The organism is Nocardioides sp. WG-D5, assembly GCF_054031175.1.
This window is the reverse complement of sequence record NZ_CM132928.1, coordinates 4307173-4331281: the sequence shown is the minus strand read 5'-3', so window position 1 is coordinate 4331281 and position 24109 is coordinate 4307173. Positions and strand designations below refer to the sequence as shown.

Annotated in this window: 25 protein-coding genes; 11 read left to right on the top strand and 14 right to left on the bottom strand. The window is 71.3% G+C overall.

What is annotated here, in order from left to right; translation table 11 throughout:
• Nucleotides 1–98: 98 nt before the first annotated feature.
• Entirely contained in the window at nt 99–680 is a 582-nt protein-coding gene (locus ACWZJV_RS20900; RefSeq protein WP_457178376.1) for an XRE family transcriptional regulator, read from the top strand.
• On the opposite strand, the gene ACWZJV_RS20895 is transcribed toward ACWZJV_RS20900, so the two are convergent.
• The 8 genes from ACWZJV_RS20895 to ACWZJV_RS20860 all read right to left on the bottom strand — a co-directional run bounded on the left by ACWZJV_RS20895 (nt 658) and on the right by ACWZJV_RS20860 (nt 9106).
• The gene (locus tag ACWZJV_RS20895; protein WP_457178374.1) at nt 658–1896 is read right to left on the bottom strand and encodes an amidohydrolase family protein; all 1239 of its coding nucleotides are present in this window, start codon (nt 1894–1896) and stop codon (nt 658–660) included. The two genes, ACWZJV_RS20900 and ACWZJV_RS20895, sit on opposite strands and share 23 nt — an antisense overlap.
• Nucleotides 1893–2678: a creatininase family protein gene (locus ACWZJV_RS20890; protein WP_457178372.1), complete on the bottom strand. Its 786-nt coding sequence runs from the start codon at nt 2676–2678 to the stop codon at nt 1893–1895. Before ACWZJV_RS20890 ends, ACWZJV_RS20895 begins: the two co-directional genes overlap by 4 nt.
• Entirely contained in the window at nt 2678–4021 is a 1344-nt protein-coding gene (locus ACWZJV_RS20885; RefSeq protein WP_457178370.1) for an FAD-binding oxidoreductase, read from the bottom strand. Before ACWZJV_RS20885 ends, ACWZJV_RS20890 begins: the two co-directional genes overlap by 1 nt.
• A gap of 5 nt (nt 4022–4026) precedes the next feature.
• On the bottom strand, nt 4027–5211 hold the full coding sequence (locus tag ACWZJV_RS20880) for a substrate-binding domain-containing protein (protein ID WP_196875209.1): 1185 nt from the start codon (nt 5209–5211) through the stop codon (nt 4027–4029).
• Nucleotides 5212–5242: 31 nt separating this feature from the next.
• Nucleotides 5243–6157, bottom strand: a complete 915-nt coding sequence (locus tag ACWZJV_RS20875; protein ID WP_457178368.1) for an ABC transporter permease — start codon at nt 6155–6157, stop codon at nt 5243–5245.
• The gene (locus ACWZJV_RS20870) at nt 6154–6894 is read right to left on the bottom strand and encodes an ABC transporter ATP-binding protein (protein WP_457178366.1); all 741 of its coding nucleotides are present in this window, start codon (nt 6892–6894) and stop codon (nt 6154–6156) included. The genes ACWZJV_RS20875 and ACWZJV_RS20870 overlap by 4 nt, the downstream gene beginning before the upstream one ends.
• Nucleotide 6895: 1 nt before the next feature.
• Nucleotides 6896–8173, bottom strand: coding sequence for an amidohydrolase family protein (locus ACWZJV_RS20865; RefSeq protein WP_457178364.1), 1278 nt, complete (start codon nt 8171–8173; stop codon nt 6896–6898).
• Between the two features lie 105 nt (nt 8174–8278).
• Nucleotides 8279–9106, bottom strand: coding sequence for a helix-turn-helix transcriptional regulator (locus ACWZJV_RS20860; RefSeq protein WP_457178362.1), 828 nt, complete (start codon nt 9104–9106; stop codon nt 8279–8281).
• Between the two features lie 120 nt (nt 9107–9226).
• Between ACWZJV_RS20860 and ACWZJV_RS20855 the strand changes: the two genes are divergently transcribed.
• The 3 genes from ACWZJV_RS20855 to ACWZJV_RS20845 are packed head-to-tail and all read left to right on the top strand — an operon-like array spanning nt 9227 to nt 10921.
• Entirely contained in the window at nt 9227–10072 is an 846-nt protein-coding gene (locus ACWZJV_RS20855; protein WP_457178360.1) for an SDR family NAD(P)-dependent oxidoreductase, read from the top strand.
• 34 nt (nt 10073–10106) lie between these two features.
• The gene (locus ACWZJV_RS20850) at nt 10107–10469 is read left to right on the top strand and encodes a hypothetical protein (RefSeq protein ID WP_457178358.1); all 363 of its coding nucleotides are present in this window, start codon (nt 10107–10109) and stop codon (nt 10467–10469) included.
• Complete coding sequence (locus ACWZJV_RS20845) at nt 10469–10921, top strand: hypothetical protein (RefSeq protein ID WP_457178356.1); 453 nt, start codon at nt 10469–10471, stop codon at nt 10919–10921. The genes ACWZJV_RS20850 and ACWZJV_RS20845 overlap by 1 nt, the downstream gene beginning before the upstream one ends.
• 22 nt (nt 10922–10943) lie before the next feature.
• Here ACWZJV_RS20845 and ACWZJV_RS20840 read toward each other — a convergent pair whose 3' ends face one another.
• Complete coding sequence (locus tag ACWZJV_RS20840; RefSeq protein WP_457178354.1) at nt 10944–11636, bottom strand: GntR family transcriptional regulator; 693 nt, start codon at nt 11634–11636, stop codon at nt 10944–10946.
• A 201-nt stretch (nt 11637–11837) separates the two neighbouring features.
• On the opposite strand from ACWZJV_RS20840, the gene ACWZJV_RS20835 reads away from it, so the two are divergent.
• The 4 genes from ACWZJV_RS20835 (at nt 11838) to ACWZJV_RS20820 (ending at nt 17192) form a co-directional block, all read left to right on the top strand.
• Nucleotides 11838–13178: an MFS transporter gene (locus ACWZJV_RS20835; RefSeq protein WP_457178352.1), complete on the top strand. Its 1341-nt coding sequence runs from the start codon at nt 11838–11840 to the stop codon at nt 13176–13178.
• A 79-nt stretch (nt 13179–13257) separates the two neighbouring features.
• On the top strand, nt 13258–14802 hold the full coding sequence (locus ACWZJV_RS20830) for a UxaA family hydrolase (RefSeq protein ID WP_457178350.1): 1545 nt from the start codon (nt 13258–13260) through the stop codon (nt 14800–14802).
• A gap of 21 nt (nt 14803–14823) precedes the next feature.
• A complete protein-coding gene (locus ACWZJV_RS20825; protein ID WP_457178348.1) occupies nt 14824–15726 on the top strand; it encodes a fumarylacetoacetate hydrolase family protein in 903 nt (300 codons plus the stop codon).
• Entirely contained in the window at nt 15723–17192 is a 1470-nt protein-coding gene (locus ACWZJV_RS20820; protein WP_457178346.1) for an aldehyde dehydrogenase (NADP(+)), read from the top strand. Before ACWZJV_RS20825 ends, ACWZJV_RS20820 begins: the two co-directional genes overlap by 4 nt.
• A 68-nt stretch (nt 17193–17260) precedes the next feature.
• Here the strand turns inward: ACWZJV_RS20820 and ACWZJV_RS20815 are convergent, their stop codons facing one another.
• A complete protein-coding gene (locus tag ACWZJV_RS20815) occupies nt 17261–18019 on the bottom strand; it encodes an SDR family NAD(P)-dependent oxidoreductase (protein ID WP_457178344.1) in 759 nt (252 codons plus the stop codon).
• A 181-nt stretch (nt 18020–18200) separates the two neighbouring features.
• On the opposite strand from ACWZJV_RS20815, the gene ACWZJV_RS20810 reads away from it, so the two are divergent.
• Complete coding sequence (locus tag ACWZJV_RS20810) at nt 18201–19382, top strand: MFS transporter (RefSeq protein ID WP_196875215.1); 1182 nt, start codon at nt 18201–18203, stop codon at nt 19380–19382.
• Here ACWZJV_RS20810 and ACWZJV_RS20805 read toward each other — a convergent pair.
• The 3 genes from ACWZJV_RS20805 to ACWZJV_RS20795 form a co-directional block, all read right to left on the bottom strand.
• The gene (locus ACWZJV_RS20805; protein ID WP_457178342.1) at nt 19269–20132 is read right to left on the bottom strand and encodes a helix-turn-helix domain-containing protein; all 864 of its coding nucleotides are present in this window, start codon (nt 20130–20132) and stop codon (nt 19269–19271) included. The two genes, ACWZJV_RS20810 and ACWZJV_RS20805, sit on opposite strands and share 114 nt — an antisense overlap.
• 69 nt (nt 20133–20201) lie before the next feature.
• Nucleotides 20202–21023, bottom strand: coding sequence for an alpha/beta fold hydrolase (locus tag ACWZJV_RS20800; RefSeq protein ID WP_196875217.1), 822 nt, complete (start codon nt 21021–21023; stop codon nt 20202–20204).
• A 177-nt stretch (nt 21024–21200) separates the two neighbouring features.
• A complete protein-coding gene (locus ACWZJV_RS20795; protein ID WP_457178339.1) occupies nt 21201–21578 on the bottom strand; it encodes a YdeI/OmpD-associated family protein in 378 nt (125 codons plus the stop codon).
• Nucleotides 21579–21644: 66 nt separating this feature from the next.
• On the opposite strand from ACWZJV_RS20795, the gene ACWZJV_RS20790 reads away from it, so the two are divergent.
• Nucleotides 21645–22457, top strand: a complete 813-nt coding sequence (locus tag ACWZJV_RS20790; protein ID WP_457178337.1) for an HAD-IIA family hydrolase — start codon at nt 21645–21647, stop codon at nt 22455–22457.
• Here ACWZJV_RS20790 and ACWZJV_RS20785 read toward each other — a convergent pair.
• Complete coding sequence (locus ACWZJV_RS20785) at nt 22451–23158, bottom strand: SDR family NAD(P)-dependent oxidoreductase (protein WP_457178335.1); 708 nt, start codon at nt 23156–23158, stop codon at nt 22451–22453. The genes ACWZJV_RS20790 and ACWZJV_RS20785 overlap by 7 nt on opposite strands.
• 101 nt (nt 23159–23259) lie before the next feature.
• On the opposite strand from ACWZJV_RS20785, the gene ACWZJV_RS20780 reads away from it, so the two are divergent.
• On the top strand, nt 23260–24108 hold the full coding sequence (locus ACWZJV_RS20780; RefSeq protein ID WP_196875222.1) for a helix-turn-helix transcriptional regulator: 849 nt from the start codon (nt 23260–23262) through the stop codon (nt 24106–24108).
• Nucleotide 24109: the final 1 nt, after the last annotated feature.

The window sequence follows — 24109 nt, the reverse complement described above, 5'->3', positions numbered from 1 at the left end:
GAGGTCCGGCACAGTGAGGTGTTTCCCACACGTGACGGGACCGTGAGTTTCCGATGGCTCCGTGAACGGCGAGGACCGTTTCGGACTAGGTTGAGCAGATGACTCGGAACCCGCGACAGTCCCTCGATCGCTCGGTGCAGCGGCTGGGTTCCCGCGTGCGCGAGCTGCGCAAGGCGCAGGGGATGACGCTGGTCCAGCTCGCCGAGGCGACCGACCTGTCCCACCCGTTCCTGAGCCAGATCGAGCGCGGGATGGCACGCCCGTCGATGTCCTCGCTGTTCCGGATCGCGCAGACGCTGGGCACCACCCAGCAGGGCCTGCTGGCGGACAGCGTCGAGAGCCCCTCCGCAGGCCCGGCGGCGGTCGTACGCCGCTCCGACCCCGGCACCGCGGAGGCGTCCAACGGCGCGGTGCAGGCGCTGGTCGCCGGGGCCGACCATGCGTTCATCCCGATGGAGTTCGTCGGCGACGAGACGACCTGGGACCGCTACTGGCAGCACGAGGAGGACGAGTTCGTCTACGTCGTGGGCGGGACGCTGCGGATCGACCTGGACGGCGAGGAGCAGGTCATGGAGACGGCCGACTCGGTCTACATCCCCGGCGGCGTACGTCACCGGTGGGCGAGCGCCGACGGCGAGCTCTTCCGGCTGCTGGTGGTCAAGGAGCAGCGCGGGCGCTGAACCGCGCCAGCTCCGCCACGATCTCCCGCTCGTCGGCGGAGACGAGCACCCCGTCGCGTACGACGACCCGGCCGGCCACGACCACGTGCCGGGGGCGCCGCCCGGGCGAGGCCCACAGCAGACCAGCCGCCGGGTCGTGGACCCCGGCGTCGGCGACACCGGAGACGTCCCAGACGCACAGGTCCGTCCCCGAACCCAGCCCCGGCCGACCGAGGCCGGCCGCGGAGCCGGTGGTCGCCATCTCGAGCACGTCGGCTGCGGCCAGCGGCGGACCGACCAGCGGCGCCACCTGCATGGCGAGGCGGGCGTCGGCGAGCAGGTGGCCGGCGTCGTTGCTGCCGCCGCCGCTGGTGCCCAGGCCGACCTCGACCCCGGCCTCGCGGAGCGCCGCGACCGGCGCGATCCCCCACCCCATCGGCAGGTCGCAGCCGGGCGCGTGCGTGGCGCTCACCCCGGCGGCGGCGAGCCGCCGGATCTCGTCCGGCGTCACGTCGCACAGGTGTGCCAGGGTCACGTCGGGCGCGAGCCAGCCCCACTCCTCCAGCAGGTCGATCGGGCGCCGGCCGTAGCGCTCGGCCGCGACCGCGACGTCGACCTGCTCGTTGGCCTGCGTACGCCGCCGCAGCCCGCGCCGGGCCGCCACCTCCCCCATCAGGCGGAAGGTCGGCTCCGGGTCAGAGTGCACCCCGGCCGGGCCGACGGCGACCTGCAGCATCCCGTCGGCGCTCACCCCGCCGGGCGCCTCCCCCACCAGCGCCTCGGCGATCAGGTCGGCGCTGTGCGCCGCGGTCTCGGGGTCGTCGCGGGCGGCACCACGGACGAACACCAGGCGGGCGCCGAGCTCGGCCGCCGCTCTCACGGTCCCCTGCGCCAGCGGCACCGTCTCCTCGGGAGTCAGCGCGGCCGGCCAGGTCAGGTGGTGGTCGGCGACCGTCGTGACCCCGCAGAGCAGCGACTCGGCGAGGCCGGCCCGCGCCGCGGCGTACGTCAGCTCGGCGTCGACCCCGACCCGGTCGTAGGCCGCGGCCATCGTGGGCAGCCAGGTCGCCATCGGGACGCCGCGGGTGCCGGGGAGGGTGCGGAACGCGGTCTGCAGCAGATGGTGGTGGGCGTTGACCAGGCCCGGCGTGACCAGGCATCCCGAGGCGTCCAGGTCGTCGTCAGGCCCGTCGACCGAGAGATCCCCCGCGACCGCGTCCGTGATCCGCAGCGTCATGCCGACGGCGTGAAGCGGGAGGCCTCCACGATGACCTCGGCCAGCGTCGCGACCCCGGCCTCGAAGCGGGCCTTGCCGTCCTCGGCGGTGGCGGTGGTCGGGTCACCGAGATAGCCGTCGGTGCCGAAGTCGTCGGAGAGCCAGCCAAAGGAGACCGGCTTGCCGAAGCCGATGTGTCGGTAGCCGGCCAGCTGCTCGGGCACTTTCCGCTCCCCGCGCTCCTGGTGCACCAGCTCGGGCCGCAGATGGAGCATCATCGAGGTCTCGCCGTGGCCGCCGTGGATGCCGAGGCCGAGCTCGTCCGCCCGCGAGGAGGTGCCGCCCTGGTCGGGCGGCACGGACAGGTGCGCGAAGAAGGTCGCGAGACCGAACTGCTTGCGCAGCTCGCGGCTGGCGACCTGTCCGAGCGCGGAGTTGCCGCCGTGACCGTTGACGAAGAGCAGCCGGGTGATCCCGGACGTGCTCAGCGAGCGGCCGATGTCGACGAGCACCCGCATGAGGGTGTCCCAGGAGAGCCAGATCGTCCCGGGCGACCAGGAGTGCTCGTCGGACTTCGTGTAGGCCAGCGGCTCCAGCAGCACCACGGACGCACTGCCCGCCTCGGCCACGGCAGCCACCGCCGCCGAGGCCGCCTCGGCGGCGATCACGTAGTCGGTCGAGACCGGCAGATGGGGGCCGTGCTGCTCGATCGCGCCGAGACCGAGGACCGCCACCGTGTCCGGCGGCAGCTCGGCGATCTCGGGGGCGGTGAGGTCGGCGAAACGAGGCACGCGGTAGGGCATCAGCGGACTCCGATGTTGACGCGGGTGTCGACCAGCGTGTGGTCGGTGAGCTTGCCCTGGTTGAGCAGCCCCTTGGGGTCGCGCTCGCGGGCGACGGCGGTGACGAGCTCGACGTTGCGGTCGACGTACCACTGGTGGGGCGAGTGCACGCCCACGCCGATCTCGTCGAAGCGCGGGATGCCGGCGAGGACCTGCTCCTCGGAGACGTACTCCGCGACCACCATCGCCAGCGGGCCTCTCCCCATCAGCTCCAGATGCAGCCAGACCGGCCCGTCGTAGACCTCGCGCACCCGGTCGGCGTCGGTCCAGTAGAGCTCGCCCCCGGTCTCCATGTGGAACCACGTTCGGTCACGGTGCGCGCGCTGCAGGAAGTAGACCGGGTGGTTGTAGGACATCCCGGAGAGCAGGTCGGTCGCGGCGTAGTCCTCCAGACTCGCCCGTACGCTGCCTCCGGCCGCCACGACGAGCGACTCGATCTCGGCGACCGTGGAGGCCTCGGCGATCACCCGGAGGCTGTGCTGGGCCGGGTCGAGCGAGACGTTGGTGGTCAGCGTCGGGACCAGCGCGGGCTCGTCGCCCGAGGCCAGCCGCGGCAGCACCGGCAGGTCCAGCAGCCGGCGGTGCACCGACACCATCGCGTCCCAGCTGTCGAAGGCGGCGTAGACCGCCACCCAGTCGCGCGCGGGATCGGTGCGCACCACCACCGAGGTCACGACGCCGGTCACGCCGTAGGCGTGGATGTAGGGCAGCGTCTCCTCGCCCCGCATCGTGAGCAGGCGGCCGCTCCCGTCCATCGGGGCCACGGTCAGCTCGGTGACGAAGCCGTCGGAGGTGGTGCCGTGCTCGATGGTCCCGGTGCCGGCGCTGCCGCCACCGATGAAGCCGCCGATCGTGGAGCCCTTGGTGGAGGGGAAGATCCACAGGTCGCGTCCGGCCTCGCGGGCCACCTTGTCGATCCGGGTCATCCGGGCACCGGCCCCGGCGCGTACGTCGCCGTCGGGCAGCACCTCGATCGCGTCCAGGCCGCGGAGGTCGAGGATGATCCCGCCGGTGAACGGGGTCGCCTGGCCGTAGTTGCCGGTCCCTGCGCCACGCGGGACGACCGGCACGTCGTGCTCGTAGGCGATCGCCAGCACGTCGGCGACCTCCTGCTCGGTCCGCGGCCGGACGATGGCGTCGGCGACGTAGCGGCCGCTCGGCACCTTCTCCTGGAGGATCGGCGACATCCGCGACCAGTCGGAGGAGAGCTTGACCAGCGCGGCCGGGTCGGTCTCGACCCGGTCCGCGCCGAGACGGTCGGCGACCTGGGCGGTCACCAGGGACGTACGCTGCGAAGTCGTCATCGGCGTCACTTCATCGAGATCGAGTCGTCGATGAACCGGTTGTCGTAGAGCGACTCCGGGTCGATGTCGTCGGAGGTGATCGTGCCGGCCTGCTTCATGATCGGCGCGAACGTCTCGACGATCTCCTTCATCCGCTCTCCGTCGATCTGGCCGAAGACCCCCGACTTCGGGTCGTCGTGGACCAGGTCGAGGTCGGTCATCGTCTCGGCAGCGTACGCAGCCACCCCCTCGCTGTAGGTCCAGCCGGTCTGGTAGCGCTCGACGATGTCGACGATGACGCCGTTGGCCCAGTCCGGGTCCGCCAGGTAGTCGATCTCGGCCTGCTGCATCACCGGGACGAGCTTCTCGAGGCAGTCGGCCTCCTTGTCGACGTCCTCGGCGCGTACGGCGATCGGCTCGGGGTAGATGCTGTAACCGATCTCGGAGAGGAGCTGGTAGCCGATCGGCTTGCCCCAGCTGCTGATCTCCTTCTCGTAGATGTAGGGCTCCGCGGTGGCGAACCCCTGCTGGAGGATCGTCGGCTCGGTGACGAAGCGCTGCGGGGTGCCCTCGTAGGAGAGGTCCGACTGCTTCTTCTCGATCATCCCCTGCGACTCGAGCAGCGCGGGGATCACGTCGCCGGCGGTCACGACCGGGTCGCCGTCCTTCGCGGCGTCGGCGACGGTCTTCGCGCCGTCCTGGCTCTTCGGGTCCCACATCAGGATCTGCGGCGAGACGGTCAGCTGCGAGGTCAGCGCCACGGTGGGCTGCTTCTCCGCGGCCGCGATCGCGGCGTCGGTGTTGACCGCCCCGATGAGGATGTCCTTGTCGAGGTACATCGTCGCCGGGACGGGCTGGAACCCGGTCGCCGGGCCACCCGAACGGACCTCGATCTTCACGCCGGTGTCGACGCCTCCGGAGACGAGCGGCCCGGTGACGGTCTTCTTGTCGGTGTCGACGGTGTAGCCCTCGCCGACCAGGCTGTACATGCCGCCGTGCTCGGCTTCGGGCTGCCAGTCCTGCTGCATCACCACGGTCGCGGGGCAGACGTCGGAGAGGTCCTTCGCGCTGCCCTTCTCGGCCTTGGTCACCTCGCCCGCGGAGGCGGTGTTGGTGGCGCCGGCGTCGCTGCCGCAGCCGGTCAGGGCGAGCGGGACGATGGTCGAGAGTGCTACCAGGGTGGCGGTACGCAGGGGTAGGTGTCGGTTCATGCTGGGTCCGTTTCTGGGGTGAGGGAGGGGGTCAGCGCTCGCCGTACCACTTGCCGATGACGGCACGGTCGAGGGCGGCGAAGGCCGAGAAGACGACGACTCCGAAGAGGGCGGTCAGGATGATCGCCATGAAGAGCGGCTCCATGCTGAGCCGCAGCGTGTAGACGCGGAGCAGGCCACCGATGCCGGGGCTGCCCTGCTGGAAGTAGAAGTCACCGACGATCACGCCGATGACCGACAGCCCGGCGGCGTTGCGCAGACCGGTGAAGATGGCGGGCATCGCCGCGGGCAGCTGCAGCTTGAGCAGCCGCTGCAGCCGGTTCGCCCGGTTGAGGGTGAACAGGTCGTGGGCCGGCGCCGTCGCCGACTGCAGACCGAAGAGGGTGTTGGCGATCATCGGGAAGACGGCGATGATCACGCAGACCACGATCCGGGCGGAGATGCCGTAGCCCATCCAGATCCCGATCAGCGGGGTCAGCGCCAGGATCGGGACGGTCTGCAGGATCACCGCATAGGGATAGAGCACCTTCTCCAGGAGCCGGGTCTGGGCCATCACCATCGCCCAGGCCATCCCGATCACCACCGAGATCACCAGACCGGCCAGCGCGACCTGGACCGACTGCCACAGCGCCGCGAGCATCGGCTGCATGACCTCCGGTCGGCCGAGCGTCTCGCCGAAGACCTGGTGCGGCGGCGGGAGCAGGAACCGCTTGTCCTCGCTCAGGACGACGTACGTCACCAGGTACCACAGCCCCGCCAGGCCGGCGAGCGCGGCGATCATCGGCACCACCTTGGCGAGGAGGCGGCGCAGCACCGAGGGCGTACGTCTCCTGGGCTCTGCAGGAGCAGCCTCGGTCACGGCGGCGATGTCCGGCTCGACGACCGGCCCGGCGCTCAGCTCGGTGCTCAGCTCGGTGCTCAGCCCGGCGCTCAGCTCGGTGCTCATGCGTGCTCCTCCAGTGCCTCGGAGACCTGGCCGACCAGGTGGGCGAAGTCGGACTCGAACCGCAGCTCAGGCGGTCGCGGGAACTCCCAGGGGACCGGGATCTCCGCGACGATCCGTCCGGGACGGCCGCTCATCACCACGACGCGGGTGGAGAGGTAGACCGCCTCGGCGACGGAGTGGGTGATGAAGAGGCCGGCGAAGCCCTTGAGCCTGAAGAGCCGCTGCAGCTCGGTCTGCATCGCCAGCCGGGTGATCTCGTCGAGGGCTCCGAACGGCTCGTCGAAGAGGGCGAGGTCGGGTTCGGCGACCAGCGCGCGGGCGATCGAGACCCGCATCCGCATGCCTCCGGAGAGCTGGCGGGGATGCTGCTTCTCGAAGCCGGTGAGGCCGACGAGGTCCAGCGCCTCCTGGGCAGCCCGTTGCCGCTGTGACTTCGGGAGCCCGCTCATCTCGCCGATCAGCTCGACGTTCTTCCGGGCGCTGCGCCACTCCAGGAGGGTGGGGTCCTGGAAGACGTAGCTGGTGGTGCCGGCGTCGACCTCGACCCGCCCGTCGGTGGCCTCCTCGAGTCCCGAGGCGAGCCGCAGCAGGGTGGACTTGCCGCAGCCGGACGGGCCGACGACGGAGACGAACTCGCCGGCGTCGACGCTCAGGTCGACCCCGGTCAGCGCGGTCGTGCCGGTCGGGAAGCGCTTGGTCACCCCGGAGAGGGCGAGCGTGGCGGTGGTCGTTTTCATGTCACCTCGGCATGGGATCGAGATCGAGGACGGTGCTGACGCGGGTGTCGGCGACCACCCGGCCGCCGTGGACGACGACGCGGGCGGCCTGTGTGCCGGCGACGACCTCGTCGACGGGCACGTCGGGGACGAGCATGAAGTCGGCCCGGCTGCCCGGCCCGGTGCCCGCGGCTGGGAGCCCGAGCACGGTGCGGGTCGTCGTCGTGACGGCGGCGAGGGCCTCGGCGGGCCGGAGATGCCCCGCGGAGACCAGGAGCGACGTGGTCTCGAACGGGTCCGCCCGGCCGACCGGGTTGAACGGGTCGCGCAGGTTGTCGGCGCCGGCCGCGACCGGCACACCCGCGTCGAGCAGCGCCCGGACGGCGGTGAGGCCGCGCGGCACCGCCCCGTCCGCGTCGCGGCCCTGCAGGTAGAGGTTGGTGATGGGAAGGGTCACGATGCCGATCCCCGCCTTCGCGACCATGTCCACGACGGGCCGGCGCCGGTCCGGGTCGAGCATGCCGAGACGTACGCAGTGGGAGGCGGTCACCTGCTGCTGCAGCCCGCGCGCGATGACCTGCTCGGCGAGGTCGGCGAGGTCGAGGTGGGTGGTGGTGGTCTGCTCGTCGGTGTGGAGGTCGACGGGGAGACCGGAACGCTCGGCGTGGTCGAGGATGCGGCTGGTCTCCTTGGCGGGTTCCTCGGCGAGGTGGGGACAGCCGCCGAGGACATCGATGCCACGGCCGATCGCGTCCTCGATCACGGCGTCCGGGACGTCCTGCCCGGCGAGCAGGCAGACCTGGAGGGTGACCGCTCCGCGGAGCTCCTCGCGCAGGCCGAGCAGGGCCTCGACCCCGCGCAGCGGGTCGCCCGCGAGGAGCGCGTCGGCATGCGTACGGATCGTGGTGATGCCGTTCGCCACGTAACGACGAACCGCCCGCCGGGCCCGGTCGGCGAAGTCGTCGGCGGTGAGCGTGGGGACGAGCGCACGCCACTGCTCGATGGCGGTGACCAGGTCGTTGCCCGCGTGCCGGCCCGGCACGATCTGCTCAGCGCTCAGCGCCTTGTCGAGATGGGCATGGGGTTCACCCGCACCGGGGACCAGCCGCCAGCCGGTGGCGTCGGTCCCCAGACCGCCCTCGACCGGCTTGACGACGGTGATCTCGCCGGCGCGGAGATCCAGATCGGCGAGGGTGCCGTCGAGGAGACGTACGTTGCGCAGCGCGGTCAGCTCCACGCCGGCCAGGGAGGCCGGGCCGTCCACCGGCCCGACCTGGTCCGCACCTCGTGCCCCGGTCATCGGCTACCCCTTCCCGTCAAAAATGTTGATGAGATGAACATTTTTGAGCGTAGGGAGCGGTTGTTTCGGCGGCGTAACCGTTTCGGTCCGCCTCGATGAAACCGTCTAGGACGTCGCGCGCACGGCCTCGGCGAGCGCCCCGAGCACGTCGGATCCCGGGGGCGCCAGGTAGGCGACCATGGTCAGCTCGTCGTCGACCGTGCGCATCTTGGTGAGCTCCAGCTCGACCCGCCCGAGGCTCGGATGGTGGACGACCCGGGTGTGGGAGCCGATCGCGGCCAGGTCACGGCGGCCCCACAGCGTACGGAACTCCTCGCTGACCGCCTCCAGGTCGGCGACCAGCTTCGCGACCTCCGGGTCGGCCATGTCGACGGCCGTCTGCGAACGGAAGAAGGCGACCGCCTCGGCCGCCTCGGTCTCCCAGTTCTCCGACATCGCCCGCACCTGCGGCGAGGTGAAGGTCAGCCAGATGACGTTGCGCTCGACCTCGTCGAGCTGGTCGAGGCCCGGGAAGAGCAGCTCCGCTCCCCGGTTCCAGGCGACGATGAAGAAGTGGCGGTCGACCACGAACGCCGGGTTCGGGTCGAGGTGGTCGAGCAGCCGCTGGTAGTGACCGGCATCGGAGCGCTCCGCGCCTCGGGGCGGCAGCTCGCCGGACAGCCGGAAGAGGTGCTGGGTCTCGAGCTCGTCGAGGCCGAGCACCTCGGCGATGCTGGAGAGCACCTGCCGAGACGCCCGTACGTCCTGTCGCCCCTGCTCCAGCCAGGTGTACCAGGTGACGCTGACGGCGGAGAGCGTCGCCACCTCCTCGCGACGCAGGCCCGGCGTACGTCTGCGCCCGCTCACCCGCAGGCCCACGTCCTCGGGGCGCCGGCGCTCGCGGCGGCTGCGGAGGAAGTCGCCGAGCTCGCGGCGCAGGTCGACGCTGGTCACGACCTCCATTGTGCCCAAGCCTGGTGATCCGGCTACCAGCATCGACTGCATCTGGTTGGCCCCCACCTGGTTCATGACGATCGTCGTATCCCTGACAGATCCCGAGGAACGAGGAAAGACATGCGCAACGTGTTCATCACCGGAGCGACCGGCGGCATCGGTGTGCCGACGGTGCGGATGCTCGCCGGCCAGGGCCACCGGGTCTTCGCCGGCGTACGTGACCACAACCTCGCCCGCGCCTTCGACGACCTCGCCGGCGTGGTTCCGGTGCAGGTGGACGTCACCGACGAGGCCTCGGTGACCGCGGCGGCGAAGGCGGTCGCAGCGCAGCTCGGCGCCAACTCGCTCGATGCCGTCGTCAACAACGCCGGCATCATCGTGCAGGGCCCGCTGGAGCTGGTCGAGGGCGCCGAGCTGGAGCGGCAGCTGCGGGTCAACGTGCTCGGTCCCGCGACCGTCATCCGGGCGTTCCTGCCGCTGCTGCGGTCCGGCCGGGGCCGGATCGTCAACGTGTCCGCCCCGACCGCACGCCGGGCGGTCCCGTTGATGGGACCGATCTCGGCGAGCAAGGCCGCGCTCGAGTCGCTCTCCGTCGCGCTGCGCGGCGAGCTGGCACCGTGGGGCATCAAGGTCGTCATCGTCGAGCCGACGGCGACGGACACCCCGATCTTCGCCCGGGCCCGAGCCGCGGCCGAGGAGTCGCTCGAGCGCACCGACCCGCAGCTCCAGCGGATGTATGCCCCGTTGATCGACGCCGCGGACGACGCAGCGGCGAAGATGACTCTGGCCGACCCGAACTCGATCGCCAAGGTCCTGGTCACTGCGGTGACCACCGCTCGGCCGCGGACCCTCTACACCGCCGGGCGCGGCGCGGGGATGCTGCCCATGATCGGCCGCCTTCCCGATCCTCTGGCCGACGCCATCATCGCCCGCGCCATCGGGATCGCAGGAGTGCAGGCCGGGTGACATACCGGGCGGCGTCCGCGGGTACCGCTCAAGGATGCAGCCGTCATCCACCTCCGATGCGCCGACCGGGCCCGCGGTCGCCCAGGGCGTGTTCAACATCGTCGGAGGTCTGTGGCCGCTGGTGAGCCTGCGCAGCTTCGAGTGGGTCTTCGGCCCCAAGCGCGACCGCTGGCTGGAGTACACGGTCGCCGGTCTGCTCTGCGTCAACGGCGCGGCCCAGATCGCCGCCACCCGGGCCGGCGAGCCGGTCGCGGCACGCCGGATCGGCCAGGGCACCGCGCTCACCCTGCTCGCGATCGACCTCGTGTTCGTCCCCATGGGACGGATCCGCTGGACGTATCTGATCGACGCAGCCCTGGAGGCCGGCTGGCTGGTCGCCTGGCGAGGTGCTCGCTGATGGTGACTAACGGCGTGGTGCTCGTCTGGCTCTTCACGATGGCTGCCGGGGCCTTCATGTTCGGCACCGCGAGCCGCTTCGGCGCCCCGCCGGCAGCCATCCGCAACTCCCGGCTGCCGGCTCCGGCCCTGCTCTCCCACCCCACCCTGACGGGAGGCGCCTCCGCCGCCTGGCTGGGCTTCCTCATCACCGAGGAACGCGCCTGGGCCTGGGTCGCCGTCGGCATGCTCGCCGCCGGCATCTGCCTCGGCGCCTTCCTGTTCGTACGCACCATGAAGCCCGAGCACGTCGTCCTCGCCGAGGAGACCGACGAGGTCGTCGGCGAGCCCGTGCGCGTGCCGTACGACGTCGCCGAGCACGAGATCCCGCGCCCGGTGATCTACGGCCACGGGATCTTCGCCGCCGTCACCTTCACTCTCGTCCTGCTGGTCGCGCTCGGCGTCGTCAGCTGACATCAGCCAGATCAGGGGCCGGTCAGGCCTGGCTCGCGAACACCTCGCGAAGTCGAGCGCGGGATGCCTCGAGGTGGTCGCGCATGGCGTCCTGCGCCGCGGTCGGGTCGCCCGCCCGGATGCTGTCGGCGACGCGGGTGTGCTCCTCGAGCGCTGCGGTGCCGACGTACTTCTTGTAGAAGAGGCGGAAGATATGCATGTGGCAGTTGGTGCGCTCGAACGCCGCGGGTAGGTATTCGTTGCCGGACAGCCGCGCCACCAGCACATGGAACCGGTGATCGTGCGCCGCCACGGCCCGGTATGCGGAGTAGATGTCCGCCGTCGGCACCTCCTCGACGGTGTGCAGCTCCTCGACCAGCTCCCGGATTTGATCCTCCCCCGCCCGCTCCGCCGCACGAGCCGCCGACCAGGGCTCGATCAGCAGCCGGTACTCGAAGAGGCTCTCGAACTGGTCCTGAGAGATCAGCGGAGCGACGAAGTAGCCGCGCAGCGACTCCTTGCGCACCAGCCCGTCGGCCTCCAGCCGCGCCAGCGCCTCGCGCAGCGGGGTCGGTGACACGTTGAGCTCGCGCGCGATCGCGTCCATGTTGACTCGGGAGGACGGCTCCAGCTCGTGGTCCATGACCCGGGCCTTGAGCAGCTCGTAGACGTCGTCGCCCAGCGTCTGCCGCGAGGGCATGCGGGCCGGCGGCACTGCGGCCGAAGCGCTCGTCATCGTCGTCCACCTCCTTGGCGTCGCACAGATTCTTGCACGCACCCCTTGACGTGACTGCTGTCACATGTCAGTCTCTCGGATCGTAGATCCTACAGGATCTTTGATTTAGACGGACGGCAGCCGATCGCCGCTGGATCCGTGAGGCCTCAGCCATCAGAATCTCGCTACGTCCGGTCGACGCGACCGGGGAGGAACCGTCCTATGTCCACCCAACACACCAGATCCGGTCCGGCGCCCGCCGCGGTCGCCGCACGGCCTCCCGCCGGCGCCACCCGCGTCCGCTGGGGCATCATCGCCCTCGCCTTCGGCGGCCTGACCATCAACTACCTCGATCGAGCCAACCTCGGCGTCGCACTCCCCTTCATCGCCGAGGACATCCATCTGACGATGACCCAGCAAGGACTCATCCTTGCCGCGTTCTTCTGGTCCTACGACTTCTGCCAGCTGATCGCGGGCTGGTACGTCGACAAGGTCGGCCCCCGCCGATCCTTCACCACGGCGTCCGTGTGGTGGTCGCTCTTCACCATGCTGACCGGTGCGGCGACCAGCTTCGCCTCACTCTTCGGCATCCGCCTGCTCCTCGGCGCGGGCGAGAGCCCGGCTCCCTCGACCAGTGCCAAGGTCGTCTCCCGGTGGTTCCCGCGGCAGGAGCGCGCTTTCGCCACGGCGATCTGGGACTCCGGCTCACGTGTCGGCGGCGTGCTCGCCCTGCCGGTGGTGACGGCCCTGGTGGCCATCTCCTCGTGGCGGACGGCCTTCATCGTGACCGGCGCGGTCGGGCTACTGTGGACGGTCGCGTGGTGGCGTACGTATCGCGACCCCGACCAGCACAGCCGCGTCAACGCCGAGGAGCTCGCCTACATCCGCGCCGGCGGCGCGCGCACCGCGGACGCCGACTCGGAGTCGGCGCTGAAGGTCCGCTGGCGCGACCTGTTCGGCTACCGCACCGTCCGCGGGATGATGGTCGGCTTCTTCTGCCTCAACATGTGCATCTACTTCTTCATCACGTTCTTCCCGACCTACCTGGTGGAGGAACGCGGCTTCTCGCTGCTCAAGCTCGGCGTCTTCGGCGCCCTGCCCGGCCTGTGCGCCGTCGTGGCCGCGTGGGTCGGTGGCTGGTTCGCCGACCGTGCGATCCAGCGCGGCGCCGATGTCACGAAGGTGCGCAAGACCGTCATCATCGGCGGGATGCTGGGCGGCTCCGTCATCGGTCTGGCGGTCGTGGTGCCGTCGGCGTGGATGGCCCTGGTCCTGCTGGCCACGGCGTACTCGAGCCTCGCGTTCGCGGCCTCGGGTATCTGGTCGCTGCCAGCGGACGTCGCCCCGAGCGACAACCACGTCGCCTCGGTCGGAGGCATCCAGAACTTCGCCTCCAACCTGGCCGGCATCGGGAGTCCGATCCTGATCGGCATGCTCGCGGACAGGACCGGCTCCTTCGTCGTCCCGCTCCTGGTCGTGTCCTGCTTCGCGCTGATCGGCGCGTTCTCCTACGCGTTCATCGTCAAGAACGCCGAGCCGCTGCCCGCCCGCGTCCGCGCCTGACCACTTTGCCGTCCTGGGTTCCGCCGCTCAGCGGAACCCAGGACCGCACCTCGTTCGCGCCTGAGAAGAAAGATCTGCGATGACTTCCACCAGCCTCCAACAGGCCTGCCTGCTCCTCCACGCCGACGACGACGTCGCCATCGCGCGGGACACCCTGCCGGCGGGCACCGTGCTCGACACCGGCCGGGACTCGCTCGTCCTCGTCGACGACGTTCCCGGTGGCCACAAGGTCGCCGTGCGCTCCCTTCCCGCGGGGGCCGCGGTCCACAAGTATGGCCAGGTGATCGGCTTCGCCGTCGGCGACGTCGAGCCGGGTTCCCACGTGCACAGCCACAACCTCGCCTTCGGCCAGTTCGAGCGCGAGCACGAGGTCCCGGCCATGACCGAGCGCTCGCCCGAGCCCGCTCCGGCACCCCGCACCTTCGACGGGTACGTCCGGGCCGACGGACGCGTCGGCACCCGCAACTACCTCGGCATCGTCACCTCGGTGAACTGCTCGGCCACCGCCGCCCGAGCCATCGCCCGTCAGGTCGAGTCCTCCGGGATCCTCGACGACTACCCCGGCGTCGACGGTGTCTTCCCGCTCACCCACGGGCTCGGCTGCGGGATGGCCGGCGCCGGCAACGAGGGTTTCGAGGTGCTGCGTCGCACCCTCACCGGCTACGCCCAGCACCCCAACTTCGCCGGAATCCTCATGCTCGGCCTCGGCTGCGAGGTCAACCAGGTGCGCGACCTCGCCGACGGTGCGCGCGGCGGGGTCGGCGTACCTCTGCACTCGCTGGCGATCCAGGACCTCGGCGGCACCCGCAAGACCGTCGCCGCGGGAGTCGAGCGCCTGGCGGCGATGCTGCCGGAGGCCGACGCGATCAGCAGGCAGCCCGTCCCCGCCAGCGAGCTGGTGATGGCGATGGAGTGCGGCGGCTCGGACGCCTGGTCCGGCATCACCGCCAACCCGGCCCTCGGCGCCGCCGCCGACCTCCTGGTCGCCCAGGGCGGCACCGCGGTCTTCGGGGAGACGACGGAGATCTACGGCGCCGAGCACCTCCTCACCCGCCGCGCGGCAGGACCCGAGGTGGCCGAGAAGCTGCTCGAGCGGATCCGTTGGTGGGAGAAGCACGTCCAGGCCGACGGCAGCTCGATCGACAACAACCCCTCCCCGGGGAACAAGGCCGGTGGCCTCACCACGATCCTCGAGAAGTCGCTCGGGGCGGTCGCCAAGGGCGGCACCACCACACTGCGCGACGTCGTGAAGTACGCCGAGCGGATCACCTCCAAAGGCCTGGTGTTCATGGACACCCCCGGCTACGACCCGGTGAACGCGACCGGCATGGTCGCCGGCGGTGCGACCGTGCTGTGCTTCACGACCGGCCGGGGCTCGGCCTTCGGCTGCAAGCCGACGCCCAGCCTCAAGCTGGCCACCAACACCGCGGTCTACGAGCGGATGCGCGACGACATGGATCTCGACTGCGGCCCGGTCGCGACCGGCGGCGCCACTGTCGAGGAGATGGGACAGCTGATCTTCGACCGCGTGCTCGACGTCGCGTCCGGCCGCCGCACCGCGAGCGAGGAGCTGGGCTACGGCGACGAGGAATTCGTCCCCTGGCAGCTCGCGACCACTCTCTGACCACCCTACGGAAGGACTCTCATGCACATCGTTCGCTATCTCGACCATGACGACGAGCAGGTCCGGGTGGGCGTACGGACCGAGGCCGGTGTCACGCCGGTCGACCTCCCCTCGCTCGGGGCGTTGCTGGCACGCCCGCTCGCCGACATCCGGCTCGCGGTGGACGCGCCATCCGCCGAACCGGTCCCGCTCGACCGGGTCACCCTGCTCCCTCCCGCTGACGGCCGGATGGAGGTCTGGGCGTCGGGGGTGACCTACGAGCGCTCCCGAGCCGCCCGGAAGGAGGAGAGCTCCCAGGCATCGGTCTACGACCTGGTCTACGACGCGGAGCGGCCGGAGCTGTTCCTGAAGTCCGTGCCCTGGCGGGTGGTGACCGACGGCGAGCCGATCGCGGTGCGCGGCGACTCCCGGCTCGACGTCCCCGAGCCCGAGCTCGCCGTCGTGGCCAACGCCTTCGGCGAGATCGTCGGCTACACGGTCTGCGACGACGTCAGCTCGCGCGACCTGGAGGGGACCAACCCGCTCTACCTGCCGCAGGCGAAGATCTACGCCGGCAGCTGCTCACTCGCCACCGGCATCAAGCCCGCCTGGCAGGTCGCCGACGCCCACGACCTGGCCATCGACGTCGAGATCCGTCGCGGCACCGAGGCGGTCTGGTCCGCGAAGACGTCGACCGCGACGATGCGCCGGCGGCTGCCCGAGCTCGTCGAGTGGCTGTTCGCGGAGACACACTTCCCCGAGGGCGTGGTGCTCTCCACCGGCACCGGCCTGGTGCCGGAGATGACGGTCACCCTGCTGGGCGGTGACGTCGTGACCATCGGGATCGCCGAGGTCGGCACGCTCTCCAACCCCGTCGTCGAGGGCAAGGACGAGATGTCCTGGCTGCTCGACACCGACCCCACGACCCGGGAGAAGGTCCGATGACGATCACCACCCACACGCCGACCGACACGACCGCCGACAGCGTCGACGCACTCGTCGCCGCGGCCGCGGAGGCGGCCGCACCACTCGCGGCGCTGCCCCTCGAACGTCGGGCCGCGCAGCTGGAGGCGGTCGCCGACGCGCTCGACGCCCACGCCGACGAGCTCGTGCCGCTGGCGCACGAAGAGACGAATCTGCCGCTGCCCCGCCTGACGGGCGAGGTCGCGCGCACGACCGGGCAGCTGCGCCGGTTCGCCGCGGTCGTCCGCGACGGCGCCTTCCTCGAGGCGGTCGTCGACCATGCGGTACCCGATGCCACTCCCCCGCAGCCCGACCTCCGCCGGATGCTGGTGCCGCTCGGGCCCACGCTGGTCTTCAGCGCCAGCAACTTTCCCTTCGCGTTCAGCGTCGCGGGAGGCGACACCGCGTCGGCGCTCGCCGCCGCCTGCCCCGTGGTGGTCAAGGCGCATCCGGGACATCCGAGGCTGTCCGTACGCACCGCGGAGCTCGTCCAGGACGCGCTCGCCGCTGCCGGCGCGCCCTCAGGCACCTTCGCTCTGGTGCACGGGCTCGAGGCCGGGGTCCAGGCGCTCGAGCACCCGCTGTTGCGCGCCGCCGCGTTCACCGGCTCCACCTCCGCGGGACGGATGCTGTTCGACATCGCCGCGGCACGACCGGAGCCGATCCCCTTCTACGGCGAGCTCGGCAGCACCAACCCGGTGTTCGTGACCAGGGACGCGCTCGCGGCGCGCGGAGCCGAGCTCGTCGAGCAGTACGTCGCGTCCTTCACCCTCGGAGCCGGCCAGTTCTGCACCAAACCCGGGCTGCTGTTGCTGCCGGCCGGCCACGGGCTGGACGAGGCGCTGGCCGCGGCGACCGGTGCCGTCGAGGGCAGCGCGATGCTCAACGAGTCGCTGCACACCGGATTCGTCGACCGGCGCCGCCGGCTGAGCGTGAACAGCGACCGGGTTCTCCACGCAGGCGCCGATGGACCGGCCCCGACCAGCGGCCCGACGCTGCTGGCGGCGTCGCTGGCCCAGGTCCGTGCCGAGCGCACGCTCATGGACGAGTGCTTCGGCCCGGTCTCCCTCGTGGTCGAGTACGAGGACGAGAACGAGCTCGTCGACTTCGCCGCCGAGCTCGACGGCCAGCTGACCGCCACCGTCCAGGCCGAGGAGCACGAGGCCGCGCGCCTGGCACCGCTGCTCGCCGTGCTCGCCGATCGGGCCGGTCGAGTGCTGTGGAACGGGTGGCCCACCGGCGTGGCGGTCTCCTGGGCGATGCATCACGGCGGTCCGTACCCCGCGACCACCTCGGCGCTGCACACGGCCGTCGGGGCGAGCGCCGTGCGGAGGTTCCAGCGACCGGTCTGCTTCCAGGACCTTCCCGAGGTTGCCCTCCCGGAGGCGCTGCGCGAGGACAACCCGCTGCAGCTGCCGCGACGCGTGGACGGTCGGCTGGTCCTCTGAGCCGAGGGTCGCCGGCCGTGCGAGATGAGGGCCCGGAGCGATCGGTCCGGGCCCTCGTACGCGGAGCCTCAGAGGTTGAACCCGCCGGACGCCTCGATGTCCTGGCCCGTGACCCAGCGAGCGCCGTCGGACAGGAGGAACGCGATCACCCCGGCGATGTCCTCGCCCTCGCCGATCCGGCCCAGGGCGGTCTGGGCCGCGAGCGGGGCGATGAGCTCCGGGTGCTTGGCGAACCCGTCGTCGCCCAGCCGGGTCCGTGTGGGTCCCGGGGCGACCGAGTTGACCCTGATCCCCCGCGGGCTGAGCTCCTTGGCCAGGTAACGGGTCCACACCACGACGGCGCCCTTCAGCGCGCCGTACGCCGAGTATCCGGGGGTGAGACCGGTCAGCCCGGCGGCGTTGCTGGAGGTGTTCACGATGGCGCCGCCGTCAGCCAGGAGGGGCAGCAACCGCTGCGTGAGGAAGTAGGGCCCCTTGAGCAGCGCGTCGGAGAGCTCGTCGAACGTTCCGACGTCCATCTGATCGAAGGGCAGGGCCCGCGAGAGTCCGGCGTTGTTGACGAGGCTGGTGAGACGGTCGGTCTGCCAGACGTCTTTCAGACAGCGTCGTACGTCCTCCACGAAGCCGTCGAAGGTCTCGACGCTCCCGACATCGAGCGCGAGCGCCGCAGCGGTCCCACCCGACCTCGTGATCTGCTCGACGGTCGCCTCGGCGCCGTCGGGATTGTTGAGGTAGGTCACGATCACGCCGGTTCCCTGACGTGAGAGCTGGAGCGCCGTGCTCTGGCCGATGCCTGAGCTACCACCGGTGATGAGAGAGATGTTCATGCCTTCGAGCCTGGTGCCTGGCGACCCGATGCCCTAGACCGTTCCTGGTGATCTCTTGCCTGATCCTGCTCGGTTGGCTCCTTGTGGGCAACGGGACACGTCCACTCGCCACCGGCCATCCGGTCAAGCACGGGCGACGGATGATCAAGGCGGTCGGTCGGATCGCGGCGACGATCGAAGGGTGACATCGACTTCGCCGGCTTCGACCGCCACCCCGACCACCCCACCGACCACGACCTCCGGGCGCGCCGCGCCGGTGGTCGCGCTCGCCGCCGGGATCGCGATCCTGGTCTCGAGCGAGTTCCTGCCCGCGGGTGTGCTGCCCACGATGGCGCGCGACCTCGGGATCAGCGAGGGGACCGCCGGGCTGGCGGTGGCCGCGACCGCGATCGCCGGGGCGGCCACCGCGCCGACCATCGCCATGGTCTTCCCCCGGCTGGACCGGCGTACGTTGCTGGTCGGCCTGCTCGTCGCCGCCGCGGTCGCCAACCTGGCGGTCGCGGTGGCCCCGGGCTTCGTCGTCCTGCTCCTCGGCAGGCTGGTGCTCGGGGCGGCGATCGCCGGCTACTGGTCCTTCGCCTTCGCCGTCGGGACGTACGCCTCGCCCGGCCGTGACCACGTGATCTCGACCTCGATCGCGCTGGGCGTCACGGTCGCCACGATCCTCGGCCTGCCGCTGGGCTCGCTGCTCGCCGACGGGCCAGGCTGGCGCTGGGGGTTCGCGGCGGCCACGGCGCTGAGCCTGGCCTCCGCCGCCGCGCTGGCGCGGGCGCTGCCGCCGGTGCCGGCCCATCCGGCGGCGGGGCTGACCATGATGCGTCAGGCCCTCCGCAACCCGCTCCTGGTGGCCGGCGTGGTGGTGCTGGTCGTGGTGGTGCTCGGGAACTTCCTGGCGTACCCGTTCATCCGGATCGCCATCGCCGAGACCTCCCCGGGTGCGGGCATGTGGATGCTGGCGCTGTGGGGCCTCGGTGGGCTCTTCGGCAACCTGGCGGCCGGCCGGTTCTCCCACCGCCTGCGTGCGGTCGTGACCGTCGCGCCGCTCCTTCTCGCCGGCGGGCTGCTGCTGACCGTCCTCGCCGAGAGCACGCCGGTGATGGCGCTGGCGATGCTGGTGTGGGGATTCGGATTCAACATGGTGCCGGTCGGCACCCAGCTGTGGGTCACCCGCGTCGAGCCGGAGCGCACCGAGTCGGCGCTGGCGCTCCAGGTCACCGCCTTCCAGGTGGCGATCACCCTCGGTGCGGCGCTAGGAGGCGCGGTGCTCGACCAGTACGGCGTCGGCCGGGTGCTCCTCATCGGAGCGATCGGGGCGGCCGTCGCCGCGGCAGGCTTCGGCGCGCTCCGCGTGCCGCGCTCCTGAGGCGTCCTCGCGCCACGCCTGCGGACCGATGCCGTGGGTGGCGGTGAAGGCGCGGCTGAACGCCGCGCCCGATCCGTAGCCCACGGCGTACGCCACCTGCTCGACCGGACGGTCACCGCCGGCCAGCAGGTGGCGGGCCGCACGCATCCGGACGTCGCGCAGCGCCTCGCTCGGGCTCTGCCCCAGGCTGCGACGGAAGCGCTCCCCCAGCGCCGACCTGGACAGGTGCACCGACTCCGCCATCGCCTCGACCGACCAGGCCCGCCCCGGATCCTCGGTCAGCGCGGAGAGCACCTGCGCGACCGACGGGTCCAGGGCGGGCGCGGGACCATCGGTCCCGCGCCCGGTGTCCTCGAGCCAGGAGGCCGTCATCGCGGCGCCCAGCAGCGACGCGTAGCCCGACGCGAAGAGCGCCGACGGCCGGCACGCCCCCGCCAGCGGGCACCGGCGGAGCAGCTCGGCCACCCCACCGTGCCTGCCGACGAAGTCACGCACGACCAGCGGGTTGGCGAGCGGGTAGCCCGCCGTGACGGCCCGCAGGTCGCCCCGGATCAGGGCCGCCCCGTCGTGGGTCGCCACCCGGTGGCTGACCTGTCCCCCGACCAGCGCCGCGTCGCCCGCGCGCAGGAGGTGCGACTGCCCGGCGGCGGTCAGCACCACGGTGCCGTCGTCGACGAGCAACCAGGTGGCGGAGCGTACGTCCTCACCGGCGGAGCCGGCGGACAGCTCCTCCTGGTAGGCGAACGTCATCTCCCATGCCGTACGGTCCTGGTTCACACCTGACGCAGCGCGCGGCCGCCGCCGGGCTATTCCCGAGCCTCAGTCGGCGATGAACTCGAGGATGTCGGCGACGAGGGCGTCCTGGTAGTCGCCGGCGACGCCGTGCGGAGCACCCTCGTAGACCTTCAGGGTGCCGTCGGACACGAGCTTGATCGCCTTGTCGGCGGCGGCAGCGATCGGCACGATCTGGTCGTCGCCACCGTGCGCGATCAGGATCGGCACGTCGAGCGCCTTCAGGTCCTCGGTGAAGTCGGTCTCGGAGAAGACCTTGACGCAGTTGTACGCAGCGACGAGACCGGCCAGCATCCCCTGACGCTGGAAGTCGTCGATGAGGCCCTGCGAGACCTTGGCACCCTCGCGGTTGAAGCCGTAGAACGACACCGCCAGGTCCTTGTAGAACTGCGAACGGTCGGCCAGCACACCGGCACGGATGCCGTCGAAGACCTCGATCGGGGTGCCCTCGGGGTTGGTCTCCGACTGGACCATGATCGGCGGCACCGCGCCGGCGGTGACGACCTTGCGGACGCGACCCTTGCCATGCTGGGCGGCGTAGCGGACGACCTCGCCGCCGCCGGTCGAGTGGCCGATCACGACGAGCTCGGTGAGGTCGAGGTGCTCGATGAGCTCGGCCAGGTCGCGGGCGTAGGTGTCCATGTCGTGCCCGAGGTCGGTGTTGGTCGAACGGCCGTGACCCCGACGGTCGTGGGAGATGACGCGATAGCCGGCGTCGGCGAGCAGCTTGGCCACGGCCGCCCAGGCGTCCGAGCTCAGCGGCCAGCCGTGGCTCAGCACGACCGGCTTCCCGGTGCCCCAGTCGGTGTAGTAGATGTCGGTGCCGTCAGAGGTGGTGAAGGTAGGCATGGTGGAAGTCCTCGAGGTTCTGCGCCGGTCTGCCGCCCCCATCGCCGGAGCTGTCGCGGACCCGACGCGATATCCATCATCCGCCTCGGGAACCCCTTTCGGCCCCGCCGTATCTGCCCGATACCCCACGAATCCGGACACCTTCGACCGCACCTCGACCACAACGGCCGAGCCTCGTCAGGTCCAGGGGTTGTCCCAACGCCCGTCGGCCTGCGCCGCCCGGACCTCGGCGATCCCCGCCGGCCGCATCCGGCCCTCGGCGGTGAGGCGCTCGACCTTGGAGATGTTGAGCCGGGACCACTTCGAGCCCGGACGCCGGCGGGTGTAGCGCTGCAGGTAGGTCTCCTCATCGCCTCGGCGGCGTACGGCCGAGATCCAGCCGAAGCACAGCCCGACGTCGACGAGCTCGTCGGAGGAGAGCGAGGCGGGCTCGACGCCCTTCCGGGTCAGCCGCAACCACACCGCCCGGGTGGCGGGGTCGGCGGCCTCGAACCAGGCCTCGACCTCGGCCACGGTCGGCCGGTCCAGCACCGGCTCGCTGTCGATCGTCTCCATCTCGCCAATCTACCGATCCACGGCGCGTGGGTTGGCCGGGTCGCCGCGATCGGCAAGGATGTCCCCGTGATCGACGAGCGCCCCATCAAGACCTGGCTGACCGACATGGACGGTGTCCTGGTGCGTGAGGAGGAGCCGATCCCGGGAGCCGCCGAGTTCCTGAAGAAGCTCACCGAGGCGTCGGTGCCGTTCATGGTGCTGACCAACAACTCGATCTACACCCCGAGAGACCTCCGGGTCCGGCTGCTCCGCTCCGGCCTGGACGTGCCCGAGAAGTCGATCTGGACCTCGGCGATGGCCACCGCGCAGTTCCTCGCCGACCAGCGGCCGGACGGCTCGGCGTACGTCGTGGGTGAGGCCGGGCTGACCACCGCGCTGCACGCGGTCGGCTACGTGATGACGGAGAACGACCCCGACTACGTCGTGTTGGGCGAGACCCGCACCTACTCGTTCGAGTCGATCACCCGGGCGATCCGGCTGATCGAGGGCGGCGCCCGGTTCATCGCGACCAACCCGGACCCGAGCGGGCCGAGCCCGCAGGGCACCCTCCCCGCGACCGGCTCGGTGGCCGCGCTGATCAGTGCCGCGACCAACCGGGCGCCCTACTACATCGGGAAGCCCAACCCGCTGATGATGCGCAGCGCCCTCAACCAGCTCGAGGCCCACTCCGAGACCACGGTGATGATCGGCGACCGGATGGACACCGACATCATCAGCGGCCTCGAGGCCGGCATGCGCACGATCCTCGTCGAGACCGGTTCGACCAAGCCCGAGCAGGTCGAGACCTTCCCGTTCCGGCCGACGCGCGTGGTCGCGTCCATCGCCGACGTACTGCCGCTCGTCGACGGTCAGCAGGACGGTCAGCAGGACGGTCAGTAGGGCAGCGGGCCCTGGCCCGAGACGTACGTCCCGGTCGGGCCGTCCGGGCCGAGCTGTGCCATCCGGACGATGATCTCGGCCCCCTCCTCGACGGTCTGGGTGCCGGTGTGGCCGTTGAGGTCGGTGTCGGTGAAACCGGGTTCGACCGCGTTGATCCGGATGCTCGGGTAGGCCTTGGCGAGCTGGATGGTGGCGGCGTTGACGGCGGCCTTGGAGGCCGGGTAGCTCAGCCCCCGGTAGAAGTAGGTGAAACCGTCGGGGTCGCTGAGCATGCCGAGCGAGGCCAGGCCGCTGGAGACGTTGACGATCACGGGTGCCGCCGACTTCAGCAGCAGCGGGACGAAGGCCTGGGTCACCCGGAGCCCGCCGAACAGGTTGGTCTCGAAGGTGGCGCGTACGTCCTCGACGCTCTCGTCCGCGGCGGTGGGGATGGCGTTGCCGGCCAGCCGCGGCTCGACGCCGGCGTTGTTGACGAGTACGTCGAGGCCGCCGTCGGCGGCGATCTGCTCGGCCGCGGCGGCGACGGAGGCGTCGTCGGTGACGTCGATGCGCACGAACCGGGCGCCGAGCTCGGCGGCCGCGGCCCGGCCACGGGCCTCGTCCCGGGCGCCGATGTAGACGGTGTGCCCGGTGGCGAGAAGGCGTCGGGCGGTCTCCTTGCCGAGGCCCTTGTTGGCCCCGGTGATCAGTGTGGTGGTCATGCCTCCAGGCTGCGTCGGTGACGCGGCCCCGGGAAGCGGTCCGGTTTTCGTAGGACTGGCAGGGCCAGGACATCGGCCCGGTCATGTCGGAGACTGGTGGGGTGGAGTCATCGGAGTTCGGCCGGGTGCTGCGTCGCTGGCGTGACCGCGTGGATCCCGCCGCGGTCGGCCTGCCTGCGGGTGGCCGGCGACGAGCCGCCGGGCTGCGGCGCGAGGAGGTCGCCGGCCTGGCCGGCATCTCGGTCGACTACCTGACCCGGCTCGAGCAGGGCCGGGCGACCTCGCCGTCGGCTCAGGTCGTCGAGGCACTGGCCCGGGCGCTCCGGCTTCCGGACGCCGACCGTGACCTGCTGTTCCGTCTGGCCGGCCACGCCGCTCCCGGCCGGGAGGCGATCTCCACGCGGGTCTCGCCGAGCGTGCAGCGGCTCCTCGACCGCCTGGCGCACACCCCGGTCGTGGTCTACGACGCGGCGTGGAACCTGGTGATCGCCAACGAGGCCTACGACGCGCTCATGGGCGCGACCACGACCTGGCAGGGCCGCGAGCGCAACGCGGTGTGGCGCAACTTCGTCGGCCCGGGCAGCCGGGCGGTCACCTCCCCGGCGGAGACCGAGGCGCTGCAGGCGGGGCTGGTCGCCGACCTGAGGCTCACCGCCGCTCGCTATCCCGGTGACCAGCGGCTGCGACGGCTCCTCGACGACCTGCGCGCCGCCAGCCCACGCTTCGTGGACCTGTGGGAGAGCGCCGACCCTTCCCGGCACCATGAACCGGCCCGGCACAAGGTCATCGACCATCCCACCGTCGGCCCGATCGCGCTCGACTGCGACACGCTCACCGTCGCCGTCGAGGACCTGCGGATCATGGTCTACACCGCCGATCCGGGCACCGAGGACGCCGATCGTCTGGCCCTGGCGACGGTCGTCGGCAACCAGACGCTCGAGGATCGCTGAG